The sequence below is a fragment of the Methylomicrobium lacus LW14 genome (assembly GCF_000527095.1).
Classification (GTDB): Bacteria; Pseudomonadota; Gammaproteobacteria; order Methylococcales; family Methylomonadaceae; genus Methylomicrobium; species Methylomicrobium lacus.
Genome location: NZ_AZUN01000001.1, coordinates 3,564,998 through 3,590,405 on the forward strand (window position 1 = coordinate 3,564,998; position 25,408 = coordinate 3,590,405).

The following is a 25,408-nucleotide window of genomic DNA, read 5'->3' on the forward strand; positions in this document are numbered from 1 at the left end:
TTATTTGGTTTGGCCGGCATCGCGCGCGGCGGCCGCAAACATCAGGTTTTGCAGCACCGCGCGGGTCGTTTGCATGCGCATCTGCTTCAAATGGCGGCCAATGATCACCTCGGGCACTTTTTCGCCCGCATAGACATCGTGCATCTTCGCCAACTCCGACTCGCATTGTTTGATGACTTGTTCGGTGCCGGCGCGCACATCGACTGACTGATAAGCGGGTTTGCGCATCTCGGCATCCACGCATTTTCTGTAGTCGAACTGGGATGACTGGATTTTCTTGATCGTGGCGTCCGACAAGGTGGTGTTGTGCCATTCATTTTTCGGGTCGTCCGCAAAAACGGCGAAGGAGGACGACAATAAAACAAGGAAAAGAAACTGTTTCATAGGATTCTCGGGATGATTAAAGGGTAAACAAGCAATCGATTTTGCCGGCCGCGCACGACCGGCCGGTTCTTGGTCGATATTAGGGCAATGCGCGTTTTTTCAAGCGGCACAGCGGCGAACGTTTTGCCGATGAAAACAATAAATTCAACAGGTTAAAAAGCATCTTGAGGTATAATGGGGACAGTATATTGGAAACTTGCGTCAAAGGCATGTACAAAGTCAAGGGCCGGCTGATTTATCAAAGCCACGATGACGACGGCGTCATCGAAGTGGTCGAAAAAAACAACGTCAGGTCGCTACACTTCGGTTCCTCCGCAAGGCAAAGCTGCCTGCGCCTGGACGATCCGGAAAATCTGGAACTGGCCTATCTGCGCGCAATGAATAGCTGGATGCTGTTTAAAGATGCTCCGGAGCAGGGTTTACTTCTCGGTTTGGGCGGCGGCTCGCTCGCCCGGCACTTATTATATCATTTTCCGGATTGCCGGTTAGTCGCGGTCGAATACCGGAAGGACGTGGTCAAGGTCGCGCGCAGCCATTTCGGGCTGCCGCTGGACAATCGCCTGAAGGTGATTCTGGACGACGGCGGCGAATATGTGCGCCGCCGGATGGAAACTTTGGGCGGCTATTTCAGTCTGTTGTTCGTCGATATATTCGATCATGACGGCATGTCGCCGTCGCTGTCGAGCATCGCGTTTTTCGATGCCTGCCGGGCGCTGCTGAAGGATGACGGCATGCTGATCGTGAATCTGTGGAGCACCGACAAGAATTTGTTCGCCGCTTACTGCGATTGGTTGAACAGCGCCTTTCAGGAACGGGTGCTGTTTTTGCCGGTCAACGACTATGACAATGTGATCGGCCTGGCCTTCAACAAAGGCGCGCCGCTGTATTCGCTGAAGGATCTGCGCAGCCGGGCGGAAGCGCTCGAACAAGTTTACCGTATCGAATTTTCAAGCTTTCTTAAAACGCTGATCAAATCCAATTCCCGCGTTATCAACCGAGTAATCACCAAATGACCCATCCTGCTTTTTCCGCCGAGCCGTATCTGTTCGGTTACCGTAAATTCTGGGCGCAGCGTTTCGGCGTGGCCCCCGAACTGCCGATGAGCAAGCAGGAAATGGATGCGCTGGGCTGGGACAGCTGCGACATCATTCTGGTGACAGGCGACGCCTATGTCGATCATCCGAGCTTCGGCATGGCGCTGATCGGCCGCGTGCTCGAAGCGCAGGGTTTTCGGGTCGGCATCCTCTCGCAGCCGGACTGGACTTCGGTTGAGGATTTCCGGAAGCTCGGACGCCCGAACCTGTTTTTCGGGGTGACCGGCGGCAACATGGATTCGATGGTGAACCGCTACACTTCCGACAAAAAAATCCGTTCGAACGACGCCTACACCGCGGCCGGCGAAGCCGGCAAGCGCCCCGACCGCGCGGTCAACGTGTATTCGCACCGCTGCCGCGAGGCCTTTAAAGACGTGCCGGTCATCATCGGCGGCATCGAGGCGAGCCTGCGCCGGATCGCGCATTACGACTACTGGTCCGATACGGTCAAAAAATCGGTCCTGCTCGACTCGAAGGCCGATCTCTTGGTCTACGGCAACGGCGAACGGCAGATCGTCGAAATCGCGCACCGGCTCGCGCAGGGCGAGGCGATTTCCGATCTAACCGGCATTCGCGGCACCGCGCATTTCGTGAAGGAGATTCCGGCGGGTTACGCGGTCAAGGATTCGACCGATGTCGACAAACCGGGCACGCTGATGCCGCCGCAAAATCCGTATCAGGAGCAGCCGGCCTGCGAGACCAAGGCGCCGGAGGCCGCGCCGGGCGAAAACGTGGTTAAATTCGACAAGACCCTGCTCAGAAACCAGCGCGCGAACACGGTCATCCGTCTGCCCGCCTATGAGGCCGTCAAGGACGATCCGATCCTGTACGCGCATGCCTCCAGGGTCATGCACGGCGAGACCAATCCGGGCAATGCGCGCCCGTTGATCCAGCAGCACGGCCCGCGCCAGGTCTGGATCAATCCGCCGCCGATCCCGTTGACCACCAAGGAAATGGACGGCGTCTTCGATCTGCCTTACTCGCGCCTGCCGCACAAGACCTACGGCAAGGCCAACATTCCCGCGTTCGAGATGATCCAGCATTCGGTCAACATCATGCGCGGCTGTTTCGGCGGCTGCACGTTTTGTTCGATCACCGAACACGAAGGCCGCATCATCCAGAGCCGTTCGGAAGACTCGATCATCCGCGAAATCGAAGCGATCCGCGACACCTCGCCGGCCTTTACCGGCCACATCTCGGACCTGGGCGGCCCGACCGCGAACATGTACCGGCTTGCCTGCAAGGACCCGGAGATCGAAGTCGCCTGCCGCAAGCCCTCCTGCGTGTTCCCCGGCATCTGTCCGAATCTGAATACCGACCACACGCCGCTGATCAAGCTTTACCGGCGCGCGCGCGCTTTGCCCGGCATCAAGAAGATCTTCATCGCCTCGGGCCTGCGCTACGATCTCGCGGTCACCTCCCCGGAATACGTGAAGGAACTGGTCACCCACCATGTCGGCGGCTATCTGAAAATCGCCCCCGAACACACCGAGCAGGGCCCGCTGTCGAAGATGATGAAGCCCGGCATCGGCACTTACGACCGTTTCAAGCAGATGTTCGACAAATACTCGAAGGAAGCCGGCAAGGAGCAATACCTGATCCCGTACTTCATCGCAGCCCACCCCGGCACGACCGATGCGGACATGCTGAACCTGGCTCTGTGGCTAAAGCGCAACGGCTTTCGGGCCGATCAGGTGCAGGCCTTCCTGCCGTCGCCGATGGCGATCGCGTCCGCGATGTACCATTCCGGCAAGGACACGCTGCACAAGGTCAGCCGCAGCGTCGATGATATTTATATCCCGAAAAGCGTCAAACAGCGCCGCCTGCATAAAGCCTTTCTGCGCTATCACGACGCGAACAACTGGCCGCTGCTCCGCGAAGCGTTAAAGGAGATGGGCCGCAGCGACCTGATCGGCAACGGTAAACACCACCTGATCCCGACCTTCCAGCCCAAAGGCACCGGCGGCGTCGCTGCCGAAAAGCTGCAACACTTCAGAACCAAGCATACCGGGCAGGAAGCGGGATTGGTTGGGAAAAAACGAGCGCGTACGGGCGTCAACCCGCGCGCGGCCAAAAGGTCGAAGTGATTCGCCGTTTATAAAAATATGATTTTGATCGCTTTCGCACAACGAGCTCAGGTTTAATTCATTAAGCCTGAGCTGAAAAGCTAAAAAATGCTGGTCAAAATCAAATTATTCTGTATAATGGCGGATTCTTAGCTGGTGTAGCTCAGTTGGTAGAGCAGCTGATTTGTAATCAGCCGGTCGCGGGTTCGAGTCCCATCACCAGCTCCAGATAAAATAAGGCCTTAGGTAGAAATACCTAAGGCCTTTTTTATTGCCTCATGATTTTGTTCCGCCGAAATTTGCGAGACCACCCCTCTCGTTCCCGCGCGCCGCGTGGGAATGCCGGCCAAGACGCGCCAGCGTCGCGATTCAGCCATACCATTCCGTATCGATTTTCAACACCCCGTTTTTCCCTGCGTAATTGCGGGCGCTGGAATTGCGCCAATGCACCGGAGTGTCGACAGCCACGTTTAACCGGATTCTGGTGGATGTATTCGATTTTTTGCAGCATCATCGCAGGGTTTTGTATTTGCTCGGGATGCGAGCCTTCCTCCCAGACCTGATAATCGCGGTCTTGCTTATGCGCCTTTTTATAAAAAGCCAGTTGTTTCAGGATGCGCTCGGCCCTTTGTTTTTGCAGCACTTCGAGCAAGCGTTTTGCGGTCCATGATTTGAAACTGCTGATTTCAGCCGGTAAATCCGGCGATTGGGCGATCAAATACAGGTGGTTTTCCATACCGCGGCGACATCGCGGATCGGGACGCTGGCGCGTCCGCCCTCGGTTACCACGCGGTGCGTGGGGACCAGATAATAAGTAGTATTACTTAAGTATTTTTACTAATTGTAGAGGTTAGTTAATCTATAAGATGATGTCTAATTGAGCCAGGCTTTGTTGCATAAAAAGGACTAGCCAAATTGGAAACCATCGGCACGGAACTTGAGCCTTCGGTCGCGAGAATGCGATCTACATCGATTCATTTATTATTAATCAGAGGTGAATAATATGAAGAACCCATCGATCAGAATTTGGACGCGCTTTATTTTGGCTATCCTTGTGTTTGGCCTACCGGGCATGGCGAGTGCCCAATTGACATTCAGCGGCATCGTGACTTTTGGTACCAGCGTGTCCGACCCTGGCAATGCATTCTCCCTGCTGGCTCACCCTGTATCGGGCTTAAATTTGGAGGGCGATGTGAGTCAGAACACGCCGCCTTATGATACGCTGGACGAGTCTCTCGTTCCGAGCGCCCCCTATGCGAAGGGCGGGCATCATTTCAGCAACGGCGCGACATGGATTGAGCAATTCGCCCAAGGGCGAGGCTTGGCTGCAGACGTCGGACCGGCCTTCCAAAGCGATAGCAGCAAGGCGCATAACTATGCCGTGGGCGGGGCACGAGCCACAAATTACCCGGATCGAGTCAATCTGCCGCAACAGGTACAAGCTTTCCTCGACGATGTTGGGCAAACGGCCCCGGCAGATGCTCTGTACGTCATCGAGTTTGGAAACAATGACATTCGTGATGCCTTGGTGGAGTTCTTCACGGTGTTTCTAGCGACGGGCGATCAAACCCAGGCGGTGGCTGCGGCGAACGCTGTCATAACCGCCGCTCTGAGCGGCATCGCCGACAATATTCAAGTGCTTTACGGTTCCGGGGCGAGAAAATTTCTTGTCTTGAATGCGGCAAGGATAGACCTGCTTCCTGCTGTGACAGCCCTGGGGCCGGACGCGACAACGGTTGCCGGCATCCTGACTGATGGGTTCAATCAAGGGCTAGCCCAAAACGTATTGGCATCCCTCAGCGCTCTGCCAGGCATCCAGATCGCGCAACTGGATATCGCTGATCAAATGGCGACTATAATCGGCTCTCCGAGCGACTACGGCCTGACGAATGTCACAGATCCTTGCGTAACGCCGGATACTCCGCCTTATACCTGCAAAAAACCTGACAGCTTCTTTTTCTGGGATGGTATTCACCCTACGAAGGCCGTACACGCAATCATCAACCAGGAGGCGGTGAACGTGTTGGCTAACTATCCCTAGCCGGCAGCCTTGATTCATCTCCAAAAAGGCGCTGCTTCGAATGTCCGTTGCCGCTATGGCGTGAAGGCCCGAGAAGTCCTAGAACCCCTTGGTTTACGAACAAGATGGAAGTTTCTTGTGGGTCGGTTGTCTCTGTAACTAAATCGTAGCTGCGCCTAACGGTTAATAAGAGATTCTAGGCTTTTTGAGGCTGTTTTTGATGGCGAATAAAAATGCAAGATATTGATTTAATCTACTTTAAATTGAAAGCGTAACAGTTGTAATCAGCCGGTCGCGGGTTCGAGTCCCATCGCCAGCTCCAGCTCCAGATAAAACAAGGGTTTAGATGAAAGTCTAAGCCCTTTTTTATTGCCTCATGATTTTGTTCCGGCGAAATTTGCGAGACTACCCATCTGGTTACCACGCCGCGCGCGGGAACCAGATAAAATACCCGTACGTGCCACCTTTGCGTTGCATGGTGATCAAACAATCCGGCAATATCCCATAAAACTGGCGCCCTTCATGCTCTCTGAGAGTAAAAGACCTGCCGCCCATCATTTCTTGATATTGAAAGACCTGCCCCCATTATTTCCTCGCGCGTACCGTCGGGGCGAAGATGATTCAGGAGAGGAAGAGTGCCTGAAGACCGGCTAAAATATTTTCCCGAAGAAAAGAAACAAACCACTAAACAAAAAGAGACTTTATGAATTCCTGGACGAAATATCCGCAGATATACGAAATCAATACCTGGGTTTGGCTGGAGGAGCTCAGCCGAAGTGCCGGTCGCCCCATCACCCTGGCTTCGGTCCCCGATGTCGAGTGGGACTGCATCGCGGCGCTCGGCTTCGATGCGGTCTGGTTGATGGGGGTTTGGGAGCGTAGTCCGATGGGCAAAAGGATTGCGATGGCCAATGCAGGCTTGCGGGCAGAATTCCAAGACGCTTTGCCGGATTTCAAGGAGGCGGACAATGTCGGCTCGCCTTACTGCATAAGGCGATATCGCGTTGACGAGCATCTGGGCGGACCGGAAGCCCTGGCCCTCGCCAGAGCGAAAATGGCGGCGCGCGGCCTGCGCCTGATCCTCGATTTCGTGCCCAATCATGTCGCACCGGATCACCCCTGGCTGGCCGAGCATCCACGCTATTTTATTCGCGGCGGTGACAAGGACCTGAGCAGGGAGCCGGCAGCCTTCATCGACATCGGCGGCAACATCTTTGCCTGCGGCAAGGATCCGCGTTTCCCTGCCGGGTCCGATAGGGTCCAGGTGAACGGCTTTGCCCCAGGACTGCGCGCAGCCGCCGTCGAGACCCTGCACGCTATCGCCGGACAGTGCGACGGCGTGCGCTGCGATAGGGCGATGCTGCTGCTCGATTCGGTTTTTGAGGAAACCTGGGGGCCCCGCGCGGGAGATAGACCCGAAGCCGAATATTGGGGCGAGATGATAGCGGCCGTCAAAGCGAAGCATCCTGGCTTTCTGTTCATCGCCGAAGCCAACGGGGACAAGGAATGGGAATTGCAGCAGCAGGGCTTCGATTTTTGTTACGACGGACGCCTGTACGACCGCCTCGCGCACGAGCCGGCGGAAAGCGTGCGGCAGCATCTGGGTGCCGACCTCGCCTATCAGAACAAACTGGTCCGCTTCATTGAAAATCATGACACGCTGAGAGCGCCCGCCACGTTCAATGCAGAAAAGCACCGCGCCGTCGCGGTCGCCGCGCTGACCTTGCCCGGCGCGCGCCTGGTTCACGAGGGCCAGCTGGAAGGCCTGCGCGTTCGTTTGCCGGTATCTTTGAGCCGCCGGCCCGAGGAAGCCGCCGATAGCGATTTGCTCGCGTTTTATCTGCAACTTCTCTGCGCTTTGAAAAGGGGCGATTTCATGCGGGGCGATTGGCTGCTCTGCGAGCTTGGCGGCTGGCCGGACAACATGAGTTGCAACAATCTGGTCGCCTGGACATGGACGACTGAAAACAGCCATTGTCTTATCGTCGTGAACCTGTCTGAAACGCAAAGCCAGAGCCGAATAAAAATAGCCTGGCCGGGACTCAAGGACCAGCTTTGGCGGCTGAACGACGTGTTCCAGTCAACGAGCTTTGAACGCGATGGAACGGAGTTGGAACAAGAAGGCTTATACGTCGATCTACCGGCATGGGGATTTCATTTTCTGATCGCGGAGCGTCCTTGATCGGGTTCTCAGGTCGGAGGAAAACATCGACCCGCGCCGGCCCAGCCGTTTGCCGCTGCTGTTCGTGATAGATAGACGGCTTTGGCGACGGGTCGGCTGGTGGAAACAGCGATGAGAGTGGTGATTGATGGCGGCCTGAATCATGAAAGGCGACGCTGACTATGCAACAGTTTCCGGCGTCATCTTGCAGTGACCTCGGGAAGCCTGTTTCGGGTGGGACAGTTTTACGAAGCCTATCGGGACGATGAAAAAGTCTCGGCACTGCCGAAACAATTGCCGTGAACCTAAACCAGACTATCCTTAACCAGAGCCAACGCCCGGAATAATGCGCGCTTTACCTGCGCCTGGCGATTCGTGAACATTGGAGCAGCCGTAGGGTCCCAATCAATCCCCGGAGAAATAAACTATGAAAAAATTATTATTCACCTTAATTCTCTTTAGCAGTGCGGCAGGGTTTGTTCACAGTGACGACAGCATTTATGGTCCAGGCGGTGCAAACCTTGGGCCTGATGGCAATCCCTATCAACAGCAGCAGCGGCAAAATACTGTCGCCGAAGAGGAATCCGGCTCTGGTCTGACCCTCCGCCAGCAAAGCAACGGACATTATTTTGTTGATGGCTCGATTAACGGTTCCCCGCTTATCTTTGTGATCGACACCGGCGCTTCGGTCGTCACCTTGCCGCGGGAGGTGGCGTTGGGGGCGGGTATTTATTGTGAAAACGATACAACCGTGGAGACCGCAAACGGCACAGCCCAAGCCTGCACAGGCACGATCCCAAAGCTTAAATTTGGAGACTTCACGCTAACCGATTTGCGCTGCATCATAGTTCCCAAGCTAAAACAGGCTTTGCTAGGCAGCAATGTCTTGAAGGATTTTAAATTACTCCAGAACAACGGCGAAATGCGAATTACCAAGAAAATAAAGGGTTAATGATCCTGTATTTCTTGTTCTTCTCCCGTTAGCCCAATGTCGTTAAATCAATCCGGCCGGTTGAAATCACTATGAAACTGAACTTTAGATTCCTCCTTACGCTCCTGGCGCTAGCCGGCTGCATGGCCTCCGTCCACGCCGCCACCTTCGACGACTTCAATGACGGTATTGACGATGGTTGGACGCGTTACAATCCAGTGCCGGGGACATACTCGTTCCCCAAGGAATCCGGTAGCGTGGCTTATAAAATGGCGAGTCCCTGGGGCAGCCTTCTCAGCCCGGGGCGCATCGGCAGCATCAATATGAAAGAGCCGGCGCATACGAAATTCCATGTGGAGGCCGATTTGCTGAACTGGACGTACAACTGGGGCGAGGACATTGGGCTGTTGGCCCGGATGCAGGAGCCTGTGCCGTCGCATTTTCTGCCGAAGGGTTACGCCTTGATTCTAAGGAACGACAAGAATGGCGATCCTGCCTCGCGCCGGCTGATGATTGTGAAAAGCCTGGGCGGAATCATTCCCCCGATTTTCTTAACTGGAGAACAGGGCAGGTGGATGAAGCCGGCGCCCGACCCATCCGGCGATTACCGGCTGAAGTTCTGGTCGGAAGATGGCTTTCTCTGGGGACAAATCATTGATAAGAGCACCGGCGCCGCGATCATGATGTGGGACGGTGCTAAATATAAAGATCGTATTTCTGCGGCGGAGGACGGCGTTTATCCCAGCGGACGGAGCGGTTTGATTGCTTATGTGCACATTGTGCGTCGTAAGGCGGAGGGGGTCTCCCCCACCTTTGATAATTTCTATTCCGGCACGGAAGCGCCCCCTGCCACGCCGAACCGGCTGCCCCGCCAGCCGTAATAGGCAATATAGCCGTAACACAGCGCGGGAATAAAAAAGGCAAGTTGCAGGCCGATGCGGTCCGCAAATAGGCCTTGGACCACCGGCAGCACAGCGCCGCCGACAATCGCGGCACATAAAATGCCGGAACCTTGTCCCGTATGTTTGCCGAGCCCGTTCAGCGCCAGGGAAAAAATGGTCGGAAACATAATCGAATTAAACAAGCCGATGGCCAACAGCGACCACATCGCGATAGGGCCGCTCCCGGACATCGCGATCAACACCAGCAGGGCCGCGGCGCAAGCGTTAAAGGCCAGTAATTTGCCGGCCGGAAGGCGTTGCATCAGGGAGGCGCCGACAAACCGGCCCAGCATCGCGCCGCCCCAGTAAAAAGAAACATAGTGACTGGCGGCTTGCGCCGATAATCCCGCGATAGCCGTCTCGCCCAGATAACTGATCAAAAAGCTGCCGATCGAAACTTCCGCGCCGACATACACAAAAATGCCCAGAGCGCCCAGCACCAAATGCCGGTAATGCCAGGCATTTTTATTGTCGTTTGTCGGTTGGTCCGTCTCTCTTTTTTCAATTTCAGCGGGCGTAACAGTCGGTAGTTTGATCAACGCAAAGATCAGGACGATGACTAATAAACTGCCCGCGAGCCATAAATAAGGCAACTGTACCAGTTGCGCCTGGGCGGACTGATAAACGGCCAATGCCTCGACATCGAGGGATTTGAGTTCATCCGTGGTTTTGACCGGCAGCGCCAGGATGAATAAACCGCCGAAATAGGGCGCCAACGTGGTGCCGAGCGAGTTAAAGGCTTGCGTTAGCGTCAGCCGGCTGGAGGCCGTTTCGGGTCGCCCCAGAATCGTGACATAAGGATTGGCGGCGACTTGTAATAAAGTGATGCCGGAGGCCAAAACAAAAAAGGCGGCGAGAAACAGCGGATAAGAAAGAATCTCCGCCGCAGGATAAAACAGACAGCAGCCGATGCTGGCCAAGGTTAATCCGGTAATAATCCCTATTTGATAATTAAACCGTTCAACGAAATACCCGCTAGGCACCGAAACGATCAGGTAGGCAGCAAAGAAACAAAACTGCACCAACATCACCTGGGTATAGTTGAGGATGAAGATCGACTTGAGGTGCGGAATCAGGATGTCATTCAGACAGGTAATGAAGCCCCACATGAAAAACAGCGAGGTTAAAATACTCAAAGAGCCAAGGTAGGGGTTTTTAGCCGGCATAATGTCCTGAATCAAAATAGTTGTCGATAGTCGGCACTTGGGGACTCGATTAAAAATTTGGCGATATAAAACGCGTCCGTGGGAGCCCTCAGTTTTATGAGGGGCTCACCGTAAACTTGACGCTCTGATTGCCGACCATCACGGTAAAATCCCCGGGTTCGACAAGCCGTTTAAACTCCAGACCGATAAACGATAAATCATCGGGGGTTAATGTAAAGTTCAAGTGTTGGGTTTCACCCGGTTCAAGCGCGACTTTTTTGAATGCCTTTAACTGCTTATTCGGGCGGGTCACGGAAGCGGCGGCATCGTTCAGATACACTAAAACGGTTTCTTTGCCTGCGAGCTTGCCGGTATTCGTCACATCCACGCTGACGTTGATGTTTTCATGCAAACCGATGCGGGGCTTATCGACCTTTAACTGGCTGGTTTCGAAGGTGGTGTAACTTAAGCCGTGGCCGAAAGGGTATAACGGGTTATAGGCATTGGATTCAAAAGCCTCGATGGGTTTGTAATCATAAGGCGTAATGTCGTTGGTAGCGCGCGGGTAGGTGATCGGTAATTTGGCGTCCGGGTTATAGGCGCCGTATAGTATGTCCGCGGCGGCCTCGCCGCCCTCCATGCCCGGCAAAAAGCCCAGTAATACGACCGCCGCTTTGTCGGCAATCTTCGTGATAATGCGGGGACGGCCGCCGAAAGTCAATAAAATGACCGGTTTTCCGGTTGCCAGTGCCGCATCGGCTAAAGCCTGTTGCTCTGGGTCAAGATCCAGGGACGCGATATTGCCCAAGGTTTCGGTGTACGGTTTTTCGCCCAGGCTTAATACGATGACATCATGATGCTTGGCTTCGGCGATGACTTTCGCTGTATCGATCGGATCGTCAAAACGGTTGCCGCCGACATGAGTGACTTTACCGGTCGATTGTTTTTTGAGGGCGGCGAGCACCGTCAGCTTGTCTTTGGGGTATAAATGTTCCGCATCGCCTTGCCAGGTAATGGTCCAGCCGCCGTTCAGCACGCTTAAAAGATTCGCGGTGGGGCCGGTCACCAGGATTTTGGCGTCTTTTTTCAACGGCAAAAGATGATGGTCGTTTTTGGCGAGAATAATCGCTTCGTGCGCGGCTTGCAGGTTGGTCGAGGTCGCGGCGGGCGTCGCAAAATTACCTTCTGCCGGTATCGGCGTCTTAGGGGGATTAAACAAGCCGGCCTGATATTTGACCGTCAAAATCCGCCCGACCGCTTCATCGATACGGGCGACCGGGACTTCGCCGCTTTTAGCCAGTTCCAGCAAAATATCGTAAAACGAAAAATCTAACGGCACCATGCTCATGTCCACGCCGGCCATGACCGCAATTTTGACCGCTTCTTTTTCCGAAGCCGCTAACTTGTCGCGCGTATATAAGCGCTGAATATCTTCCCAGTCCGATACCGTAAAGCCTTTAAAGCCCAGTTCGTCCCTTAAAACAGTCGTCAGGTAATGATGATTGGCGTGCCCCGGAATGCCGTCCACTTCGGAGGAGTTGACCATGATCGTAGGCGCGCCCGCCTTGATGCCCGCGGCAAAGGTGGGCAGAAAGTATTCGCGCAGCATGCGCTCGCCGATGAATGCCGGCGTGCGGTCCTTGCCGTTGAACGGCAGGCTGTAGCCGACATAATGTTTCAAACAGGTCATGCCCTTGTCGGCGGCACTGAAATCGGCGCCCTGGTGGCCTTCTATAAAACGGGTTCCCATCACCGTGGCCAAATGCACGTCTTCGCCATACGTTTCCCACAGCCTCGGCCACAGCGGCTGGCGGCCGATGTCCATCACCGGCGAAAAATTCCACAGTAAACCGGAAGCGCGAATTTCTCGCGCGGTAATCTCACCCGCTTGAAAACTCAAATCGGGGTTAAAGGTCGCCGCCATGCTGATGGCTTGCGGAAACAAGGTGGCATTTTGGGTATAGGTTGCGCCGTGAATCGCATCGATGCCGTAGAGCACCGGAATTTTCAACCGCGATCTGGCCGATGCCGCCTGTATCGTCTCCTGCATTTTGCGCCAAGTCGCGATGGGCTGCGCCTGGTTATTCGGCGTGAGTGGCGTATTCATGATCGACCCGACATGGCGCCTTAATACCGCATCCTCGAGTTTGGCCTGATCTATTGGGTCATCAGCATGGCGTTCTTCCGGTGCCCCGATCACCGTAAAATCGACTTGCGTCATCTGGCCGACCTTTTCTTCCAAGGTCATTTGGGTCAGGAGGTGGCTAACTTGAGAGGCGATGTTGGGTTTTACGGCTTCAGCGCTCATGGCATACTCCAGAGGAAACAATAAGCTAATGAGTAAACAGGTTTTTGCTTTCAAGATTAAGGTACCGTGCACAGTGAAAAAGCGGAGAAGCCTTTCTTGCCCATCATTTCGAGCACCCTGCCGCCGCCGCGGGCGACGCAGGTCTGCGGGTTGTCCGCGATGAAGACCGGCAAACCGGTTTCTTCGGCGATCAGCCGGTCAATATCTTTCAGCAGCGCGCCGCCGCCGGTCAGGTATATTCCGCGGGTCGCGACGTCAGCGCCCAGTTCGGGCGGAGTCTGTTCGAGTGCCTCCTTGACGAGGCTGACGATGCCGGAGAGCAGTTCCCGCCATGCTTGGTGGATTTCATTGCTGTTCAGCGTGAAGCGGAGAGGCGCGCCATCGGCCAGATCGCGGCCTATCACTTCAATTTCTTTGACTTCGCTGCCGGGGTGGGCGGTGCCGATTTCCATCTTGATTTTTTCGGCGGTCGGTTTGCCGATGTGTTTGCCATGGTGACTGCGCACATAGCGGATGATTGCCTCATCGAAACGGTCGCCGCCGATCCTGATCGAAGACGAATACACGATGCCGTTGATCGAGATCACCGCGACTTCGGAGGTGCCGCCGCCGATGTCCAGCACCATCGAGCCGCAGGCATCATCGACCGGCAGGCCGGCGCCGATCGCGGCGGACATCGCTTCCTCGATCAAAAATACTTCGCGCGCGCCGGCCAGGGTGGCGGACTCGCGAATCGCGCGGCGCTCGACCGGGGTCGAACCGCAAGGGACACAGATCAAAATGCGCGGGCTTGGGCGCAACATTTTACTTTTATGCACTTTTTGAATAAAAAAGCGCAGCATACTTTCGGTGATGGCGAAGTTGGCGATCACGCCGTCTTTCAGCGGGCGAATCGTGGTGATGTTGCCGGGCGTCCGGCCGACAACGCGTTTCGCGCCCGCGCCGATAGCCGTGATTTTTTGGGTGCCGCGCTTTATGTCTTCCTTAATTGCGACGATCGAAGGCTCGTTAAGGACAATGCCTTGCCCCGGGATATAGATCAAGGTATTGGCGGTTCCAAGGTCGATGGACAGATCATTGGAAAAAAATCCACGAATTCTTTTGAATAGCATTGAGGATGGTCCCTTTGTATCTGGCAATTGATGGAAAGATATTTTCGTTACGTTACGCTTGTTGCCGGCATCAACCCTACAGAGTAAGGGCAAACGAAGGCATCGACATCGCGGAACGGGACGTTAGCGCTTCCGGTTCTCGGTTCCCACGTGGCGCGCTGATCATTATAGCGAAATGTCGTCATACCCGCCGGGCGGGTAAAAACGGTATCAGGTTTTTGACCGTATAGGTTAAAAGTACGGCATTTGGCAGGGCAATCGGGCTATTTTCCCTCCTTGATAGGTCTAAGGCGCATAAATCAGCTAAACGACGGAGTGAATGCCGTGAAAAAACTATTCGTCATATTCGTTCTATTCTGCTCCGCGATAGGATTTGTCAGGGGTGACCCTAATATCTATGGGCCGGGGGGAGTCAACCTGGGGCCCAATGGTGAGTTACCGCCAAGCAAGCAAGAGTTAGAACAAAAAAAGCTGCTGGAAGCGGAGCGTGAGAAAACAAGATTGCTGCAAGATCAAATTGAACAACAGCGACAACAAGTTCAGCGACTGAAGCAAACGCAACAGCAGCAACAAGAGATGCAATGGGGCCGGCAAAACCCGGTACAGATAGAGATAAATGCCGGCTACCCGCCGCAGCAAAATTTCGGCTGGATGTGGGGCGGGCCTTTCTTGGGCAGCGGTTCCGGCGGAATTCTGATTCAGCGCAAATCGCATGGAGGCGGCGACCATCATCGCGGGGGAGACGGGCGCCGCCGTCATTGACCCGAGCCAGTTTTCATTCGGCCGATAGCTAATTGCTTAGGGCGAATCTCCGACGGCTGCTGTACAAGCGGCATTGAGGTCTTGGGGAAGCGGTAGCTTTTGCCGCCGTTCCGGCGGGATTCCGCTCCAAGAGTCCAACTCTTGTCGCGCCAGGCTGGCGACTTCCCATGCGATGCGGGCATAGCGCCTTCCGGAGGGGGCATCCGGCTCGTGGTCAGGGATCAGGTCCAGTCCGAGGAACTGGTGTTTCATGTCGGCTTTTTCATGGACCTTCCAATAGCCCTTGGGCGTCAATCCCAGTTCAGCGAGTTTGGGGTTGACTGCGGCGAACAAATCGCTGGCCATGCCCTCGACCATTAAATTCAGGGTAATGACCTGGTGGCTGATGGGTTCGCATATGACCGAACGGATGAAATAACCGCCATAAGCCAGAGTTTCCAGGCTTGGTGGCACCGAGGTCGGCTCTTCGTCGACGGCAAGAAAGCCGAATTCCCGCATCCAGACGGTCAAATCGTGGGGATGGGTCACTTCCTCTGCGGCATGTTCGCCGAAAGCTTCGCGGAAACGTGGGTCAAGGCAACTGCCGTAACGTAAGGCGACGGCGGAAGTGAAGTCGCAGGACAAATAATACAGTTGCCGAATCCATTGAACATCGTTTATGGAGCGGGCATCGGCCAGTTTGGCGTAAAACGGGCTCTCGCTGACCAAGCGGAGCGGATTTTCGGCTGGAGCTGCCATACCGTTTAATTGGGTTTGCATGAGCAGCGCAATGGCATCCTCTGTCTAGGCGCACAAGCGGCCTAGTGGCTTAAGTTCGCGCGTATGATTGGATGCACTGGTGACGGTTGTTATACTCTAAATCCGCCTGAAATTTGGGGAAAGGAGAAATTTATCCGGCATTTGATTTATGCAACAAAGCCACTCCTAATCAAAAATAAGTATAAATACTTATTTACAATCCATCATTAAAAGTATCTTATTGCTGTTTACTGTAAAGCGACTTTGTTGCATAAATCGTCGAGATCGTGCAGTGTTTGAAGGAAAACATCCCTGCTAAGCCAACCATGCCCAAACCAAGCTCGCAAAATACCAAACGATCAATTGGCGCGACTACAATCGATCTCTGAAGCAACGAGGTTCGTTCCTACTATGGATCGACAAGACAATGGATTGGTTGGCTCCGGCGAGTGGCAAACGAGGACGATCCGATAAGTTTTCCGATGCCGCCATCCAGTTTTGTTTGATGGTCAAGAATGGGTTTGGTTTGGGATTACGGCAAGCCATGGGCATGATTGCCTGCTTGCTAAAGTTGTGGGGACTCGGCTGGCCTGTGCTGGATTACAGCACGCTTTGCCGTCGCCAAAAGAACTTGCAGGTCTGTATTTCGTATCGGCAATGATTGACCAGGAGTTATGGCAATGAAAAATTTTGCAAACCTGAATTTGCTTGGCAGTTCTGCAGTCTTTTTGCAAGCCCTGAGGTTAATTGAAAGATTTTCGGCTTGCGATGAAACGGTATTGATACAGGGAGAGACGGGTACCGGAAAAGAACTGGCGGCGCGCGCGATTCACTACCTAAGCAATAGGCGTGATTATCCGTTTGTGCCGGTCAATTGTGGAGCTGTTACTGACAGTTTGATAGAAAGCGAATTCTTTGGTCACATCAAGGGCGCCTTCACCGACGCACGAGAATCCAGACAAGGGTTAATCATGCAAGCTAAGGGAGGCTCGCTATTTCTCGACGAAATAGAAGCCATGAGTCCTCGTGCTCAGGGCGTGCTGCTGCGCTTCCTTCAAGACAAGAAATACCGTCCAGTGGGCGGAGCAGTCGTTCAGAACGCAAACATCCGGGTGATCGGGGCCAGCAATGCCAAGTTATTCGATCTGGTTCGGCAAGGCTTATTCAGATCTGATCTCATGTTTCGCTTAAACTCTCTCACGGTGGAAATGCCGCCGTTGCGAGAACGAGTGGGCGATATCAAGTTATTGTCACAAGAATTTCTGAATCGGTTGAACCGCCTTGCAGGTCCTCCTCCCTACAAGGTATTACATCCGGATTCAATTGGGTTTTTGGAAGCCTATCATTGGCCGGGTAACATTCGTGAGTTGGAAAACATACTTCGGCGAGAATTTATACTCGAGGAAGGCACTGTGATAAAAATATACGACCCGGCATGTGAGGCATGCCTATTCTTTCCAGAGGTGTGCTCCGGCGCCGAGCACAACAGAAAAGAAAATTTAAGCAGAGACGTTGGCAATACTGGATTTTCCGAGCGCAGATACAAAGACCGAAGGCGCACTGCATTCAAGGACCAAGCCAATGACGGAAGTACAAATTTACAATTTATCCCGAAGGCCGTGAATGGGCATCAGCTTCTCTCTTATGAAAATTTCAAGAAGGCTAAGGAAGCGCTAGTCGCTCAACTTGAGATAGATCATCTGATAGCCCTTTTGACCCAGACCGGAGGAAATCTGAGCCTTGCCTCACGATTATCCGGGCGTGATAGGAGTGATCTTTGCAAGTTACTCAAGCGCCATGGACTCGATAGACAACATTTCACCACGGATTTGCCAAGCATGAATCCAGTCGACCGCGAATCTCATGATTCCCGGTCATCTTCCCTTGAGCATGATCGATAGGACGTGCTCACTCATTATCAGCCCCTAAAATCCCCTGCCGCCAAAGTCTGCTTGACTATCTCTCGGTAGATAAGGGCATCTAATGCCGAAGCACCAGCCCAAGTACTCAGTCATTTTTATAATGTTGGGTAACGTTTTTCACTCATCGCAAGATCTACGAGGTTTTTAAAGCCTCACAGGTCTTTGTTACACCCGTCAAAACTAAGTTGACTAATGACTAGTTTTTCGGGTGTGTCGTTTTTCCCACACTGCGTGAATAAGACCACACTCTAACTCATTGATATAAATAATGTAGTTAATTTATGGCTATTTATTTACATGGGGTAAATTTCCCTCTCTCAACTACCGAGATGTCACGAAAAATATAGCAAAAACAGTTGCTTATGTATTTTTTTGGCATGGCATGCCATATGCACTTATTGGTAAGTAACACAACCAAAAGGGAATCCGAAGTTGGAGTAGCGGCCATGGCAAAAGATGAAGAATCGTCGGTAGATCTGACAGGGGACATTCTGAACTACCTCACGGAACATCCCGATGCCGCGGATACGCCAGAAGGCATTGCCCTCTGGTGGATGAAACGGCAGCGCTTTGAGGTGTCGGTCAAGCTCGTCAGCGTGGCGCTGGAAGAGCTGGATAGACGAGGATTATTGGATAAAACCATACTGGCAGACGGCACCTTCCTCTATCGTCTTTCATTATCCCCAAAACCGGCCAAGTTCCTTCAATGAATGGACAGGCGCGAGTAAGGTCGAGCTTATTTTCGCCGGTAATGCCCAATTTACAGGGTAGAAAAACTGTAATTCATGCTAATTACAGTTTAGTGTTTGCAACAGTTTAAAAACAGAAGAGACGCATCGGCCAAAGCTGATAAAAAACTGAACATTCATAATGTTGCCGAACTGATCTCTGTTTTTGAAGTAGGTAGGTATTACTCACCATTCTGCTGAACGACATTGCAGACAGATGTTGTCTGACTTCGTCCGCTTGGCAGAATAAACTTAATTTGCTAGGGGCTTGAGATCATGAAATCCATATTGAAATTTACCGCAAAACTGTTGCCGGAAGACTTTTTGGCAGCGGTAAAAAATTCTGAAACACCTCCGACGACCCAGTTTGAAATCCAAGGATTCATCCAGGAGGCGACTCTATCCCTCATTGATAGGAGGAACAGGAAATGTTAGCTAGAATCCAACACAGACTTACCGAAATAGGTAAGGGATCCTTGCGGGCCATACCGATGGCCGTGCTCATCACCATGACGAATGTCGGCGTGGAACCTTCACAGGCGGCTATCAACACTTCATCGGTCGGGCAGGGGTTCACGATTACCGCTGCCGATCTTGCGTTTATCCTTCAGCAGATCAAGATCTCCGAGTTTCATGTCGCGAATACCACATCGGCAACGGGCCCTTGTGGCGCACTTGTCGGTTCTGGACCTAACCAAATCCCTGACACGCTCCTTTCCTTCGGCCTTCGGACCGTGGATGGGTCGTGCAACAACCTGCTAAAAGGCCAGGAGACCTTCGGTGCCTCCGACCAAGTCTTTCCGCGCCTGACCACGCCTAATTTCAACAGACTTGCTGAATCGCCTCCGGCAACTTTCGGTGGTGGTGCCCAGACAAATTATAATCAGACCACTGGCTCTGTCTTCGATTCCCAGCCGCGCATGATCAGCAACCTGGTTGTTGATCAGACCTCCACGAATCCGGCGGCTATCTTCGTGGCCGGAAATCCCGCAAGAACCCAGGGCGACACAGGCGTGGTTCCGTGCGATGCCAACGGACTACCTATCGGCTGCGTGCCTCAGTTCCAGACCTTGTTTATCCCGAATGTGACCACCGATGTCGGCCTCTCGCCGCCATTCAACTCGCTGTTTACCATCTTCGGCCAATTCTTCGACCACGGACTGGACAAGATCACCAACGGGGACAGCGGTGAAGTCTTTGTTCCTTTGAAGGATGATGACCCGCTGGTCGCAGGGCCGGACCACGTCTTCGGCACTGCCGATGACCTTGCACCTCAACTGCGGTTCATGGTTCTGACGCGGGGCACGATCAAGAACGATCCGGTAACCGGTATCCGCAGCGCGCCGAACACCGATACCCCCTTCGTGGATCAAAGCCAGACCTACACCTCGCATTCGTCGCATCAGGTTTTTTTGCGTGAGTACGACAATACCTCTGGAAAACCACTTGCAACGGGCAAGTTCCTCTCTGAGGCCAATGGCGGCATTGTAACCTGGGCGACAGTCAAAGCCCAGGCTGCGACCAAACTTGGCCTTCAACTCAGTGACGTGGATGTAACTAACATCCCGATGATCGCTGCCGACCCGTACGGCAACTTCATCCCCGGCCCAGCCCGCGGAATGCCTCAGTACGTGACGACCGGAGGTACCGGACTCGTCGAGGGCAATCCAGCCAGCCCGGTTCCTGTCCCGACGGATGTTGTCCGTATCGATACGGCCTTCCTTAACGATATCGCCCATAGTGCGGATCCGGGAAGCTTAGCCGCTCCGAAGACGCCTGATGCCAATACTACGGCTGGCAGCAGCCTTGCTCCGGTAGCGGCCGGCGAGTACGACGATGAACTGCTCGACCTGCACTTCATCTGCGGTGACGGTCGCTGCAACGAGAACATCGCGCTGACCGCGGTCCACCAGATATTCCATATGGAGCATGATCGTCTGGTCGATTATTTCATCAATCCAGTTGATGGCGTGCTGACTCGGCCCGAGAACGCCGCGCTGCTGGCGGATTTTCAGAACGTTAACCTTACCCCTGGCCCGAATAAGACCTTTACTTATCAAGAGCGTCTGTTCCAGGCCGCACGGTTCGTCACCGAGATGCAGTACCAACATTTGGTATTCGAGGAGTTCGCCCGCAAGGTTCAACCGGCGATCAACCCCTTCCAGGCCTTCGCCTTCAACCAGACGGACCTCAACTCGGCGATCGTGGCCGAGTATGCCCATGCGGTCTATCGCTTCGGCCATTCGATGCTGACCGATACGATTCCTCGCATAAACGCAGACGGTTCGCATAACGACATTCAACTGCTCGATGGCTTCCTGAACCCGGCGTCATTCTACAATGGCGGTTCCGCCGGTATACTCGATTCCCGACAAGCCACCGGATCAATATTAATGGGGTTGTCTGATCAAACGGGCAACGAGATCGACGAATTCGTCGCCGACACGCTGCGCAACAATCTGCTGGGACTTCCGCTTGACCTGCCCAGCATCAATATGGCGCGTGCCCGTAGCGAAGGCGTCCCTCCTTTGAACGACGCCCGCAAGCAAATTTTCGCAAAGACAAATGATGGCCAATTGCGACCCTACACCAACTGGATTGACTTCGACCAGAATATCAAGCACCACGTGTCATTGGTCAACTTCATTGCGGCGTATGGCAAACACCCGACCATTCTCTTCGCGAATGCAGGTCCTGACAACAATTTCAGCACTGTCGACGACAACGCCCCGGCCACGCTGGCGTCTCGGCGCGCTGCCGCCGAGCAAATCGTCAACGGCACGACTCTGCCGGGACCGGACGGTATACTTGGCACCACTGATGACATCTTGCCCCCCGTCGATAGTGGCGCGTTCATGTTCAGTACTGGCACCTGGGCGAATGATACTTTGACAGGAGCATCTAAAACCGGCATTGACGACATCGACCTCTGGATGGGCGGTCTTGCCGAGAACACCAATTTGTTCGGCGGCCTGCTCGGTCCAACCTTCAATTATGTGTTCGAGAAGCAACTCACCGATCTCCAGAATGGCGACCGGTTGTACTATTTGGCCCGCACGCCGGGCATGAACCTCAGGACACAGCTCGAGGGCAATTCTTTCGCCGAGTTGGTGATGCGCAACACCAATCCGTATACCCATACCTTAAAGGCGGATCCCTTCGCGACGGCCGATTGCAAGTTCGAATTGGCAAACCTCCATACCCCTTACGTTCCGGGTACGGATCCACTACCCGTGTCATCGACGTTGACACCCCCGGTGGCGCCGATTACGGGTCCAGGGTCGGTAAATGACGATCCGCTCTCCGAATGCGATGAGAACCAACTCCTGTTGTTTCAGGCCGATGGCACGATCCAATACCGTGCGATCAATAGCGTCGACCCAGCCGGCATCAACGGTCAGAGCGTTTACAATGGCACTGATTTTGCCGATCAATTCTATGGCGGCAATGATAACGACACCTTCTGGGGTGGACTCGGCGACGATAGAATCGAGGGCGGCGGCGGCGACGATGTGGTTCTCGGTGGCGACGGCGATGACATCATCACCGATTTCGGCGGCGCCGATTTCCTGAAAGGCGGTCCCGGCAACGATGCCATCGACGGCGGTATCGGGGATGACATCATCATTCCCGGCTCCGGCAAGGACTTTACCAACGGCGGCGCCAATATCAATGAAACCTTTGCCGGCCCCGATGATGACTTCGCGATCGCCGGACAGGGCGAAGACGCCATCTTCGGTGACAGCGGCGACGAGTGGGAAGAAGGCGGTGATCAGCCTGATCTCTTGATCGGTGACAGTTCCAGCATTTTCTTCGATGACCACAACTTGCCTGGACATGACGTTCTGATTGGTCAGGGCGGCGATGACGACTACGATATGGAAGGCGGCGACGACATTGGCGTATCCGGTCCGGGTGTCGAGAAAGTTGCCGGGGCGGCCGGCTATGACTGGGAAATCGGTCTGGGTGATCCGCAACCGCAAGACATGGATTTGGCTATTCCTTTGCTGGGCTTGCCGCTTCCTGTCAACGTTGCCCGTGATAAATTCAACGAAGTCGAAGCGATGTCGGGATGGAAATTTAACGACATCCTGCATGGTGATAGCATTATCCCCAGCCAGGTTAATGGCGGCGGCTTCATCGGCTGCGACGCGTTGGATGCGAACGGGGTAGCGCGTATCAATGGTCTTGACGCATTGGTGCCTGCGGCAATCCAGACTATCCCGTCCGCACCGATTGTCGCCGCCTCGGCATCATTCAATTGCCAGCTGACTGGCAATGTCTGGGGGGAAGGCAATATCATCCTCGGCGGGGAAGGCAGCGATATACTGGAAGGCCGCGGTGCCGATGACATCCTCGACGGTGACAGGTACCTGAACGTCCGGCTCAGTGTACGCAATGGCTCGGACGATGCTAATGGGGTGGACACTGTGCGTAACGGCTCGGGCCCTGAAATCGCCAGCACCGATCTCATGGAAAACGCGGCTGTTACAGGAAACTTTGGTCCTCTAGCTACCGGCATGACCCTGCAACAAGCGGTGTTCGCCGGCAAGGTCAATCCGGGCAACATCGTGATTGTGCGGGAGATCCTGCTTCCAGCCGTTCCCGTTGCGGACTGCGGCGCCACAACTCCGCTCAACTGCGACACGGCGTGGTTCTCGGGGCCTGCGGCCAATTACACCGTCATTGGCAATGCCGATGGCAGCGTGACTGTCAGAGACAATACAGGCGTCGATGGCACCGACACGTTGCGGAATATCGAACAGCTCAGTTTCTGTACGACGCCTGGCGCCGTTAAGGGAACATGCGATGTTCGTGCGACTCCTGTCAGCGTCGCCAGTACGACCGCTCCGGTTGCCACAATATCGCCCGCTTCGCTGGCGTTGACCTTCGGGAACCAAGTAGTCAACACTCCTCCCTCGCTGCCTCAGTCTATTACGGTCACCAATACCGGCAACAGTAACCTCGTCGTATCCGGTATCACCCTGACCGGTATCGATCCGGGACAGTTCTTGCTGGCGAACACGGCCAACTGTGCCACCGTCGCGCCTCTTGGCTCCTGCACTTTCACTGTGCAGTTCGCGCCTACCACGACCGGCTCTAAGACGGCCAGTGTTTCGATCGCCAGCAACGCGGCAGGATCGCCTGCCAGCGTCGCGGTGAGCGGTACGGGCCTCGCGCCTGCTCCGGTTATCGCAATAGCGCCCGCCTCGCTGGTCGTCTCCTTCCCTGACCAGGTCATCAACTCCACCTCGGCGGCTCAGACCATCACGGTCAGCAATACCGGAACGGCCAATCTGACCGTATCCGGCGTCACCCTAAGCGGGGCGACGACACAGTTCTCGTTTACGAACAACTGTACGACTGCTGTCGTGCCTGGCGGCTCCTGCACTGTCTCTGTGCTGTTCAGGCCTACCTCGACCGGCGCTAAGACGGCCACCGTCTCCATCGCCAGCAACGCGGCAGGATCGCCTTCCAGCGTCACGGTGAGCGGCAACGGCATCGCCGCGGCAACGACCGCCACCATCGCCAACGCGACCATCGGCGGCGGCGGGGGAGTGCGGATCGGTGCCTCTGCCACCGGCAACGTTCGGGTGACGAATACAGGGGCTAACCCGCTCGTTATCACCTCTGCAAGTACGACTGCGCCGTTCTCGGTCACCCTGGGCACCTGCACCACGCCGGTTAATCCCGGAAGGACCTGCAATCTCAGCGTAACTTTCAGGCCGACCGCTGCCCAGACGTACACGGCAACGCTGACAATGGCGAGCAACGCCAGCAATAACCCAAGCGGCACCCTAACGGGTAGGGGGCGTTAACATGAAAATGGCAATGATGGAAATGTAGCGTAGCGAGCTACGTGGCTGATTGCGGGACGGCTCGCAAGCCGCTCCCACAATCGACCTCCCGAAGGTCGCCGCGACTAGTCACAGTAAGCTCAAAGGCACCGAACGAGGTGGCCGCGATATTCGATCTTGATTTGGGGTGTTGTTATGAAATTTTTAGCACTGGCTGTATTTGGAGCCGTTATTTTGTTGGATTTTGAAATCCTTGCACTCTCATGGGTTGACAAGGGTTCCGTAAAAAACACGTCAATGACACAACCGCAGGCTATCCGCGAGCAGCGCTAGGGCTCAACAAGCGCAAAGGCGCCGAACAAGGCGGCGGCGATATTCGATCTTGATTTAGGAACGTGAGGTATTTTTATGAAAAACTTCTCAATAGCATTAATTCTTGTAGCCTTTATTTTCGTTCTGGCCATCCTTGCTCCCTCATTTGTAGGCAATGTTTCCGAAAAAAACGCGTCTCTTGCAAAAATACAGGCAGTCAAGGAGAAGAATCCGCCGGCAGACGAACAATATGCAACCGCAAAAGCTGATAGCTTCAGAGCGGGGAAGGCTTTCGGCAAAGAAAAGGGCCGTCTCGATACCATGGAAGTGATGGTGTTTAGAGGGAAAAATTATCTTTTAACCCAAGTTAACAATCGCCTGAAGCAACTTGGGCCTTTCAGAACCCGAGTAAACGATATAACGACGTTGAGCGATTCAGAAAGAAAAAGTCTGGTTGCCGAGCTTGATGCCGAAATTGACATGTTCAAGGCATTCAAATCAGAGATCAACAAGAGTGCAACAAAGCAGGACATCAAAAATGTCGCCGATAAAATCAAGGCTGAATGGATAAAAAGCAGACTCAGTGTGGAACGCGTAGAAGGACAGATTGTTGCCGCAAAGGAAAATCAGCTGATATCGGATGCGGATGAAAATTCTTCAAGTATTCAGAAACGTATAGATGTCCTTAAGGCATCCGGAAAAGATACTAAGGTTCATGAGGAACTGCTTTCTATGTATGGCAAAAAGGTTGCTTCTGCAAAACAGGATGTTGACTCTGCAAAAGAGAAATTTGACGCCGCTACAAGCGCTTCAACAGAAGCAGAGAAAGAAAAGCTATTGAAAGGGAAGGAACTTTTGTTAACAACTGCACGGGACAGTATAAAAGATGCTTACAACATATTGACAAAAACAGCGCGTCAGGAATTTTCGCAAAGGTATAAATAGGATATTCATCCGGCGTGCAGCGACAAATGCTTTGACGCATT

The 25,408-nt window shown here is 54.0% G+C and carries 18 protein-coding genes, 1 tRNA gene and 1 pseudogene; 14 read left to right on the forward strand and 6 right to left on the reverse strand.

Translation table 11 applies throughout. The features are described from left to right. Positions 1–384, reverse strand: coding sequence for a hypothetical protein (locus tag METLA_RS0116585; RefSeq protein ID WP_024299613.1), 384 nt, complete (start codon positions 382–384; stop codon positions 1–3). A 209-nt stretch (positions 385–593) separates the two neighbouring features. Here METLA_RS0116585 and METLA_RS0116595 point away from each other — a divergent pair, with 209 nt between their 5' ends. The 3 genes from METLA_RS0116595 to METLA_RS0116605 all read left to right on the forward strand — a co-directional run bounded on the left by METLA_RS0116595 (position 594) and on the right by METLA_RS0116605 (position 3,772). Next, a complete protein-coding gene (locus tag METLA_RS0116595) occupies positions 594–1,397 on the forward strand; it encodes a spermine/spermidine synthase domain-containing protein (RefSeq protein ID WP_024299614.1) in 804 nt (267 codons plus the stop codon). Next, on the forward strand, positions 1,394–3,565 hold the full coding sequence (locus tag METLA_RS0116600) for a YgiQ family radical SAM protein (RefSeq protein ID WP_024299615.1): 2,172 nt from the start codon (positions 1,394–1,396) through the stop codon (positions 3,563–3,565). The genes METLA_RS0116595 and METLA_RS0116600 overlap by 4 nt, the downstream gene beginning before the upstream one ends. A 131-nt stretch (positions 3,566–3,696) precedes the next feature. Next, positions 3,697–3,772: transfer RNA gene (locus METLA_RS0116605), tRNA-Thr, on the forward strand. Between the two features lie 40 nt (positions 3,773–3,812). Here the strand turns inward: METLA_RS0116605 and METLA_RS21040 are convergent. Beyond that, entirely contained in the window at positions 3,813–4,280 is a 468-nt protein-coding gene (locus tag METLA_RS21040; protein WP_051459794.1) for a hypothetical protein, read from the reverse strand. Between the two features lie 267 nt (positions 4,281–4,547). Here METLA_RS21040 and METLA_RS0116615 point away from each other — a divergent pair, with 267 nt between their 5' ends. The 4 genes from METLA_RS0116615 to METLA_RS0116630 all read left to right on the forward strand — a co-directional run bounded on the left by METLA_RS0116615 (position 4,548) and on the right by METLA_RS0116630 (position 9,537). Then, positions 4,548–5,585 (forward strand): SGNH/GDSL hydrolase family protein, encoded by a 1,038-nt coding sequence (locus METLA_RS0116615; RefSeq protein WP_024299616.1) that lies wholly within the window; start codon positions 4,548–4,550, stop codon positions 5,583–5,585. A 682-nt stretch (positions 5,586–6,267) separates the two neighbouring features. Beyond that, the gene (locus tag METLA_RS0116620; protein WP_024299617.1) at positions 6,268–7,746 is read left to right on the forward strand and encodes an alpha-amylase family glycosyl hydrolase; all 1,479 of its coding nucleotides are present in this window, start codon (positions 6,268–6,270) and stop codon (positions 7,744–7,746) included. A 406-nt stretch (positions 7,747–8,152) separates the two neighbouring features. After that, entirely contained in the window at positions 8,153–8,677 is a 525-nt protein-coding gene (locus tag METLA_RS0116625; protein WP_024299618.1) for a retropepsin-like aspartic protease family protein, read from the forward strand. A gap of 71 nt (positions 8,678–8,748) precedes the next feature. Then, the gene (locus tag METLA_RS0116630) at positions 8,749–9,537 is read left to right on the forward strand and encodes a hypothetical protein (RefSeq protein WP_152539466.1); all 789 of its coding nucleotides are present in this window, start codon (positions 8,749–8,751) and stop codon (positions 9,535–9,537) included. Here METLA_RS0116630 and METLA_RS0116635 read toward each other — a convergent pair. The 3 genes from METLA_RS0116635 to METLA_RS0116645 all read right to left on the reverse strand — a co-directional run bounded on the left by METLA_RS0116635 (position 9,480) and on the right by METLA_RS0116645 (position 14,162). Then, positions 9,480–10,763: a sugar MFS transporter gene (locus METLA_RS0116635; RefSeq protein ID WP_024299620.1), complete on the reverse strand. Its 1,284-nt coding sequence runs from the start codon at positions 10,761–10,763 to the stop codon at positions 9,480–9,482. The genes METLA_RS0116630 and METLA_RS0116635 overlap by 58 nt on opposite strands. Before the next feature lie 94 nt (positions 10,764–10,857). Continuing rightward, positions 10,858–13,050 carry a glycoside hydrolase family 3 N-terminal domain-containing protein gene (locus METLA_RS0116640; RefSeq protein WP_084480164.1) on the reverse strand — a complete coding sequence of 731 codons (2,193 nt, stop codon included), beginning with the start codon at positions 13,048–13,050 and terminating at the stop codon, positions 10,858–10,860. Between the two features lie 56 nt (positions 13,051–13,106). After that, the gene (locus METLA_RS0116645) at positions 13,107–14,162 is read right to left on the reverse strand and encodes a rod shape-determining protein (RefSeq protein ID WP_024299622.1); all 1,056 of its coding nucleotides are present in this window, start codon (positions 14,160–14,162) and stop codon (positions 13,107–13,109) included. 324 nt (positions 14,163–14,486) lie between these two features. Between METLA_RS0116645 and METLA_RS22715 the strand changes: the two genes are divergently transcribed. Continuing rightward, positions 14,487–14,924 (forward strand): hypothetical protein, encoded by a 438-nt coding sequence (locus tag METLA_RS22715; RefSeq protein ID WP_152539467.1) that lies wholly within the window; start codon positions 14,487–14,489, stop codon positions 14,922–14,924. A 36-nt stretch (positions 14,925–14,960) separates the two neighbouring features. On the opposite strand, the gene METLA_RS0116655 is transcribed toward METLA_RS22715, so the two are convergent. Continuing rightward, positions 14,961–15,662 carry an iron-containing redox enzyme family protein gene (locus METLA_RS0116655; protein ID WP_051459795.1) on the reverse strand — a complete coding sequence of 234 codons (702 nt, stop codon included), beginning with the start codon at positions 15,660–15,662 and terminating at the stop codon, positions 14,961–14,963. A gap of 358 nt (positions 15,663–16,020) precedes the next feature. On the opposite strand from METLA_RS0116655, the pseudogene METLA_RS21045 reads away from it, so the two are divergent. The 6 genes and pseudogenes from METLA_RS21045 to METLA_RS0116680 form a co-directional block, all read left to right on the forward strand. Further along, positions 16,021–16,317, forward strand: a pseudogene (locus METLA_RS21045) (transposase); the annotation flags it as partial. A 25-nt stretch (positions 16,318–16,342) separates the two neighbouring features. Then, a complete protein-coding gene (locus tag METLA_RS0116660; protein WP_024299625.1) occupies positions 16,343–17,563 on the forward strand; it encodes a sigma 54-interacting transcriptional regulator in 1,221 nt (406 codons plus the stop codon). Positions 17,564–18,030: 467 nt separating this feature from the next. After that, complete coding sequence (locus tag METLA_RS21520; RefSeq protein WP_029646750.1) at positions 18,031–18,294, forward strand: hypothetical protein; 264 nt, start codon at positions 18,031–18,033, stop codon at positions 18,292–18,294. A 509-nt stretch (positions 18,295–18,803) separates the two neighbouring features. Continuing rightward, a complete protein-coding gene (locus METLA_RS21055) occupies positions 18,804–24,131 on the forward strand; it encodes a choice-of-anchor D domain-containing protein (protein WP_024299627.1) in 5,328 nt (1,775 codons plus the stop codon). A 174-nt stretch (positions 24,132–24,305) separates the two neighbouring features. Continuing rightward, entirely contained in the window at positions 24,306–24,443 is a 138-nt protein-coding gene (locus tag METLA_RS22990) for a hypothetical protein (protein WP_161635422.1), read from the forward strand. Positions 24,444–24,518: 75 nt separating this feature from the next. Continuing rightward, positions 24,519–25,367: a hypothetical protein gene (locus METLA_RS0116680; RefSeq protein WP_024299628.1), complete on the forward strand. Its 849-nt coding sequence runs from the start codon at positions 24,519–24,521 to the stop codon at positions 25,365–25,367. The last annotated feature ends 41 nt before the right edge of the window (positions 25,368–25,408 follow it).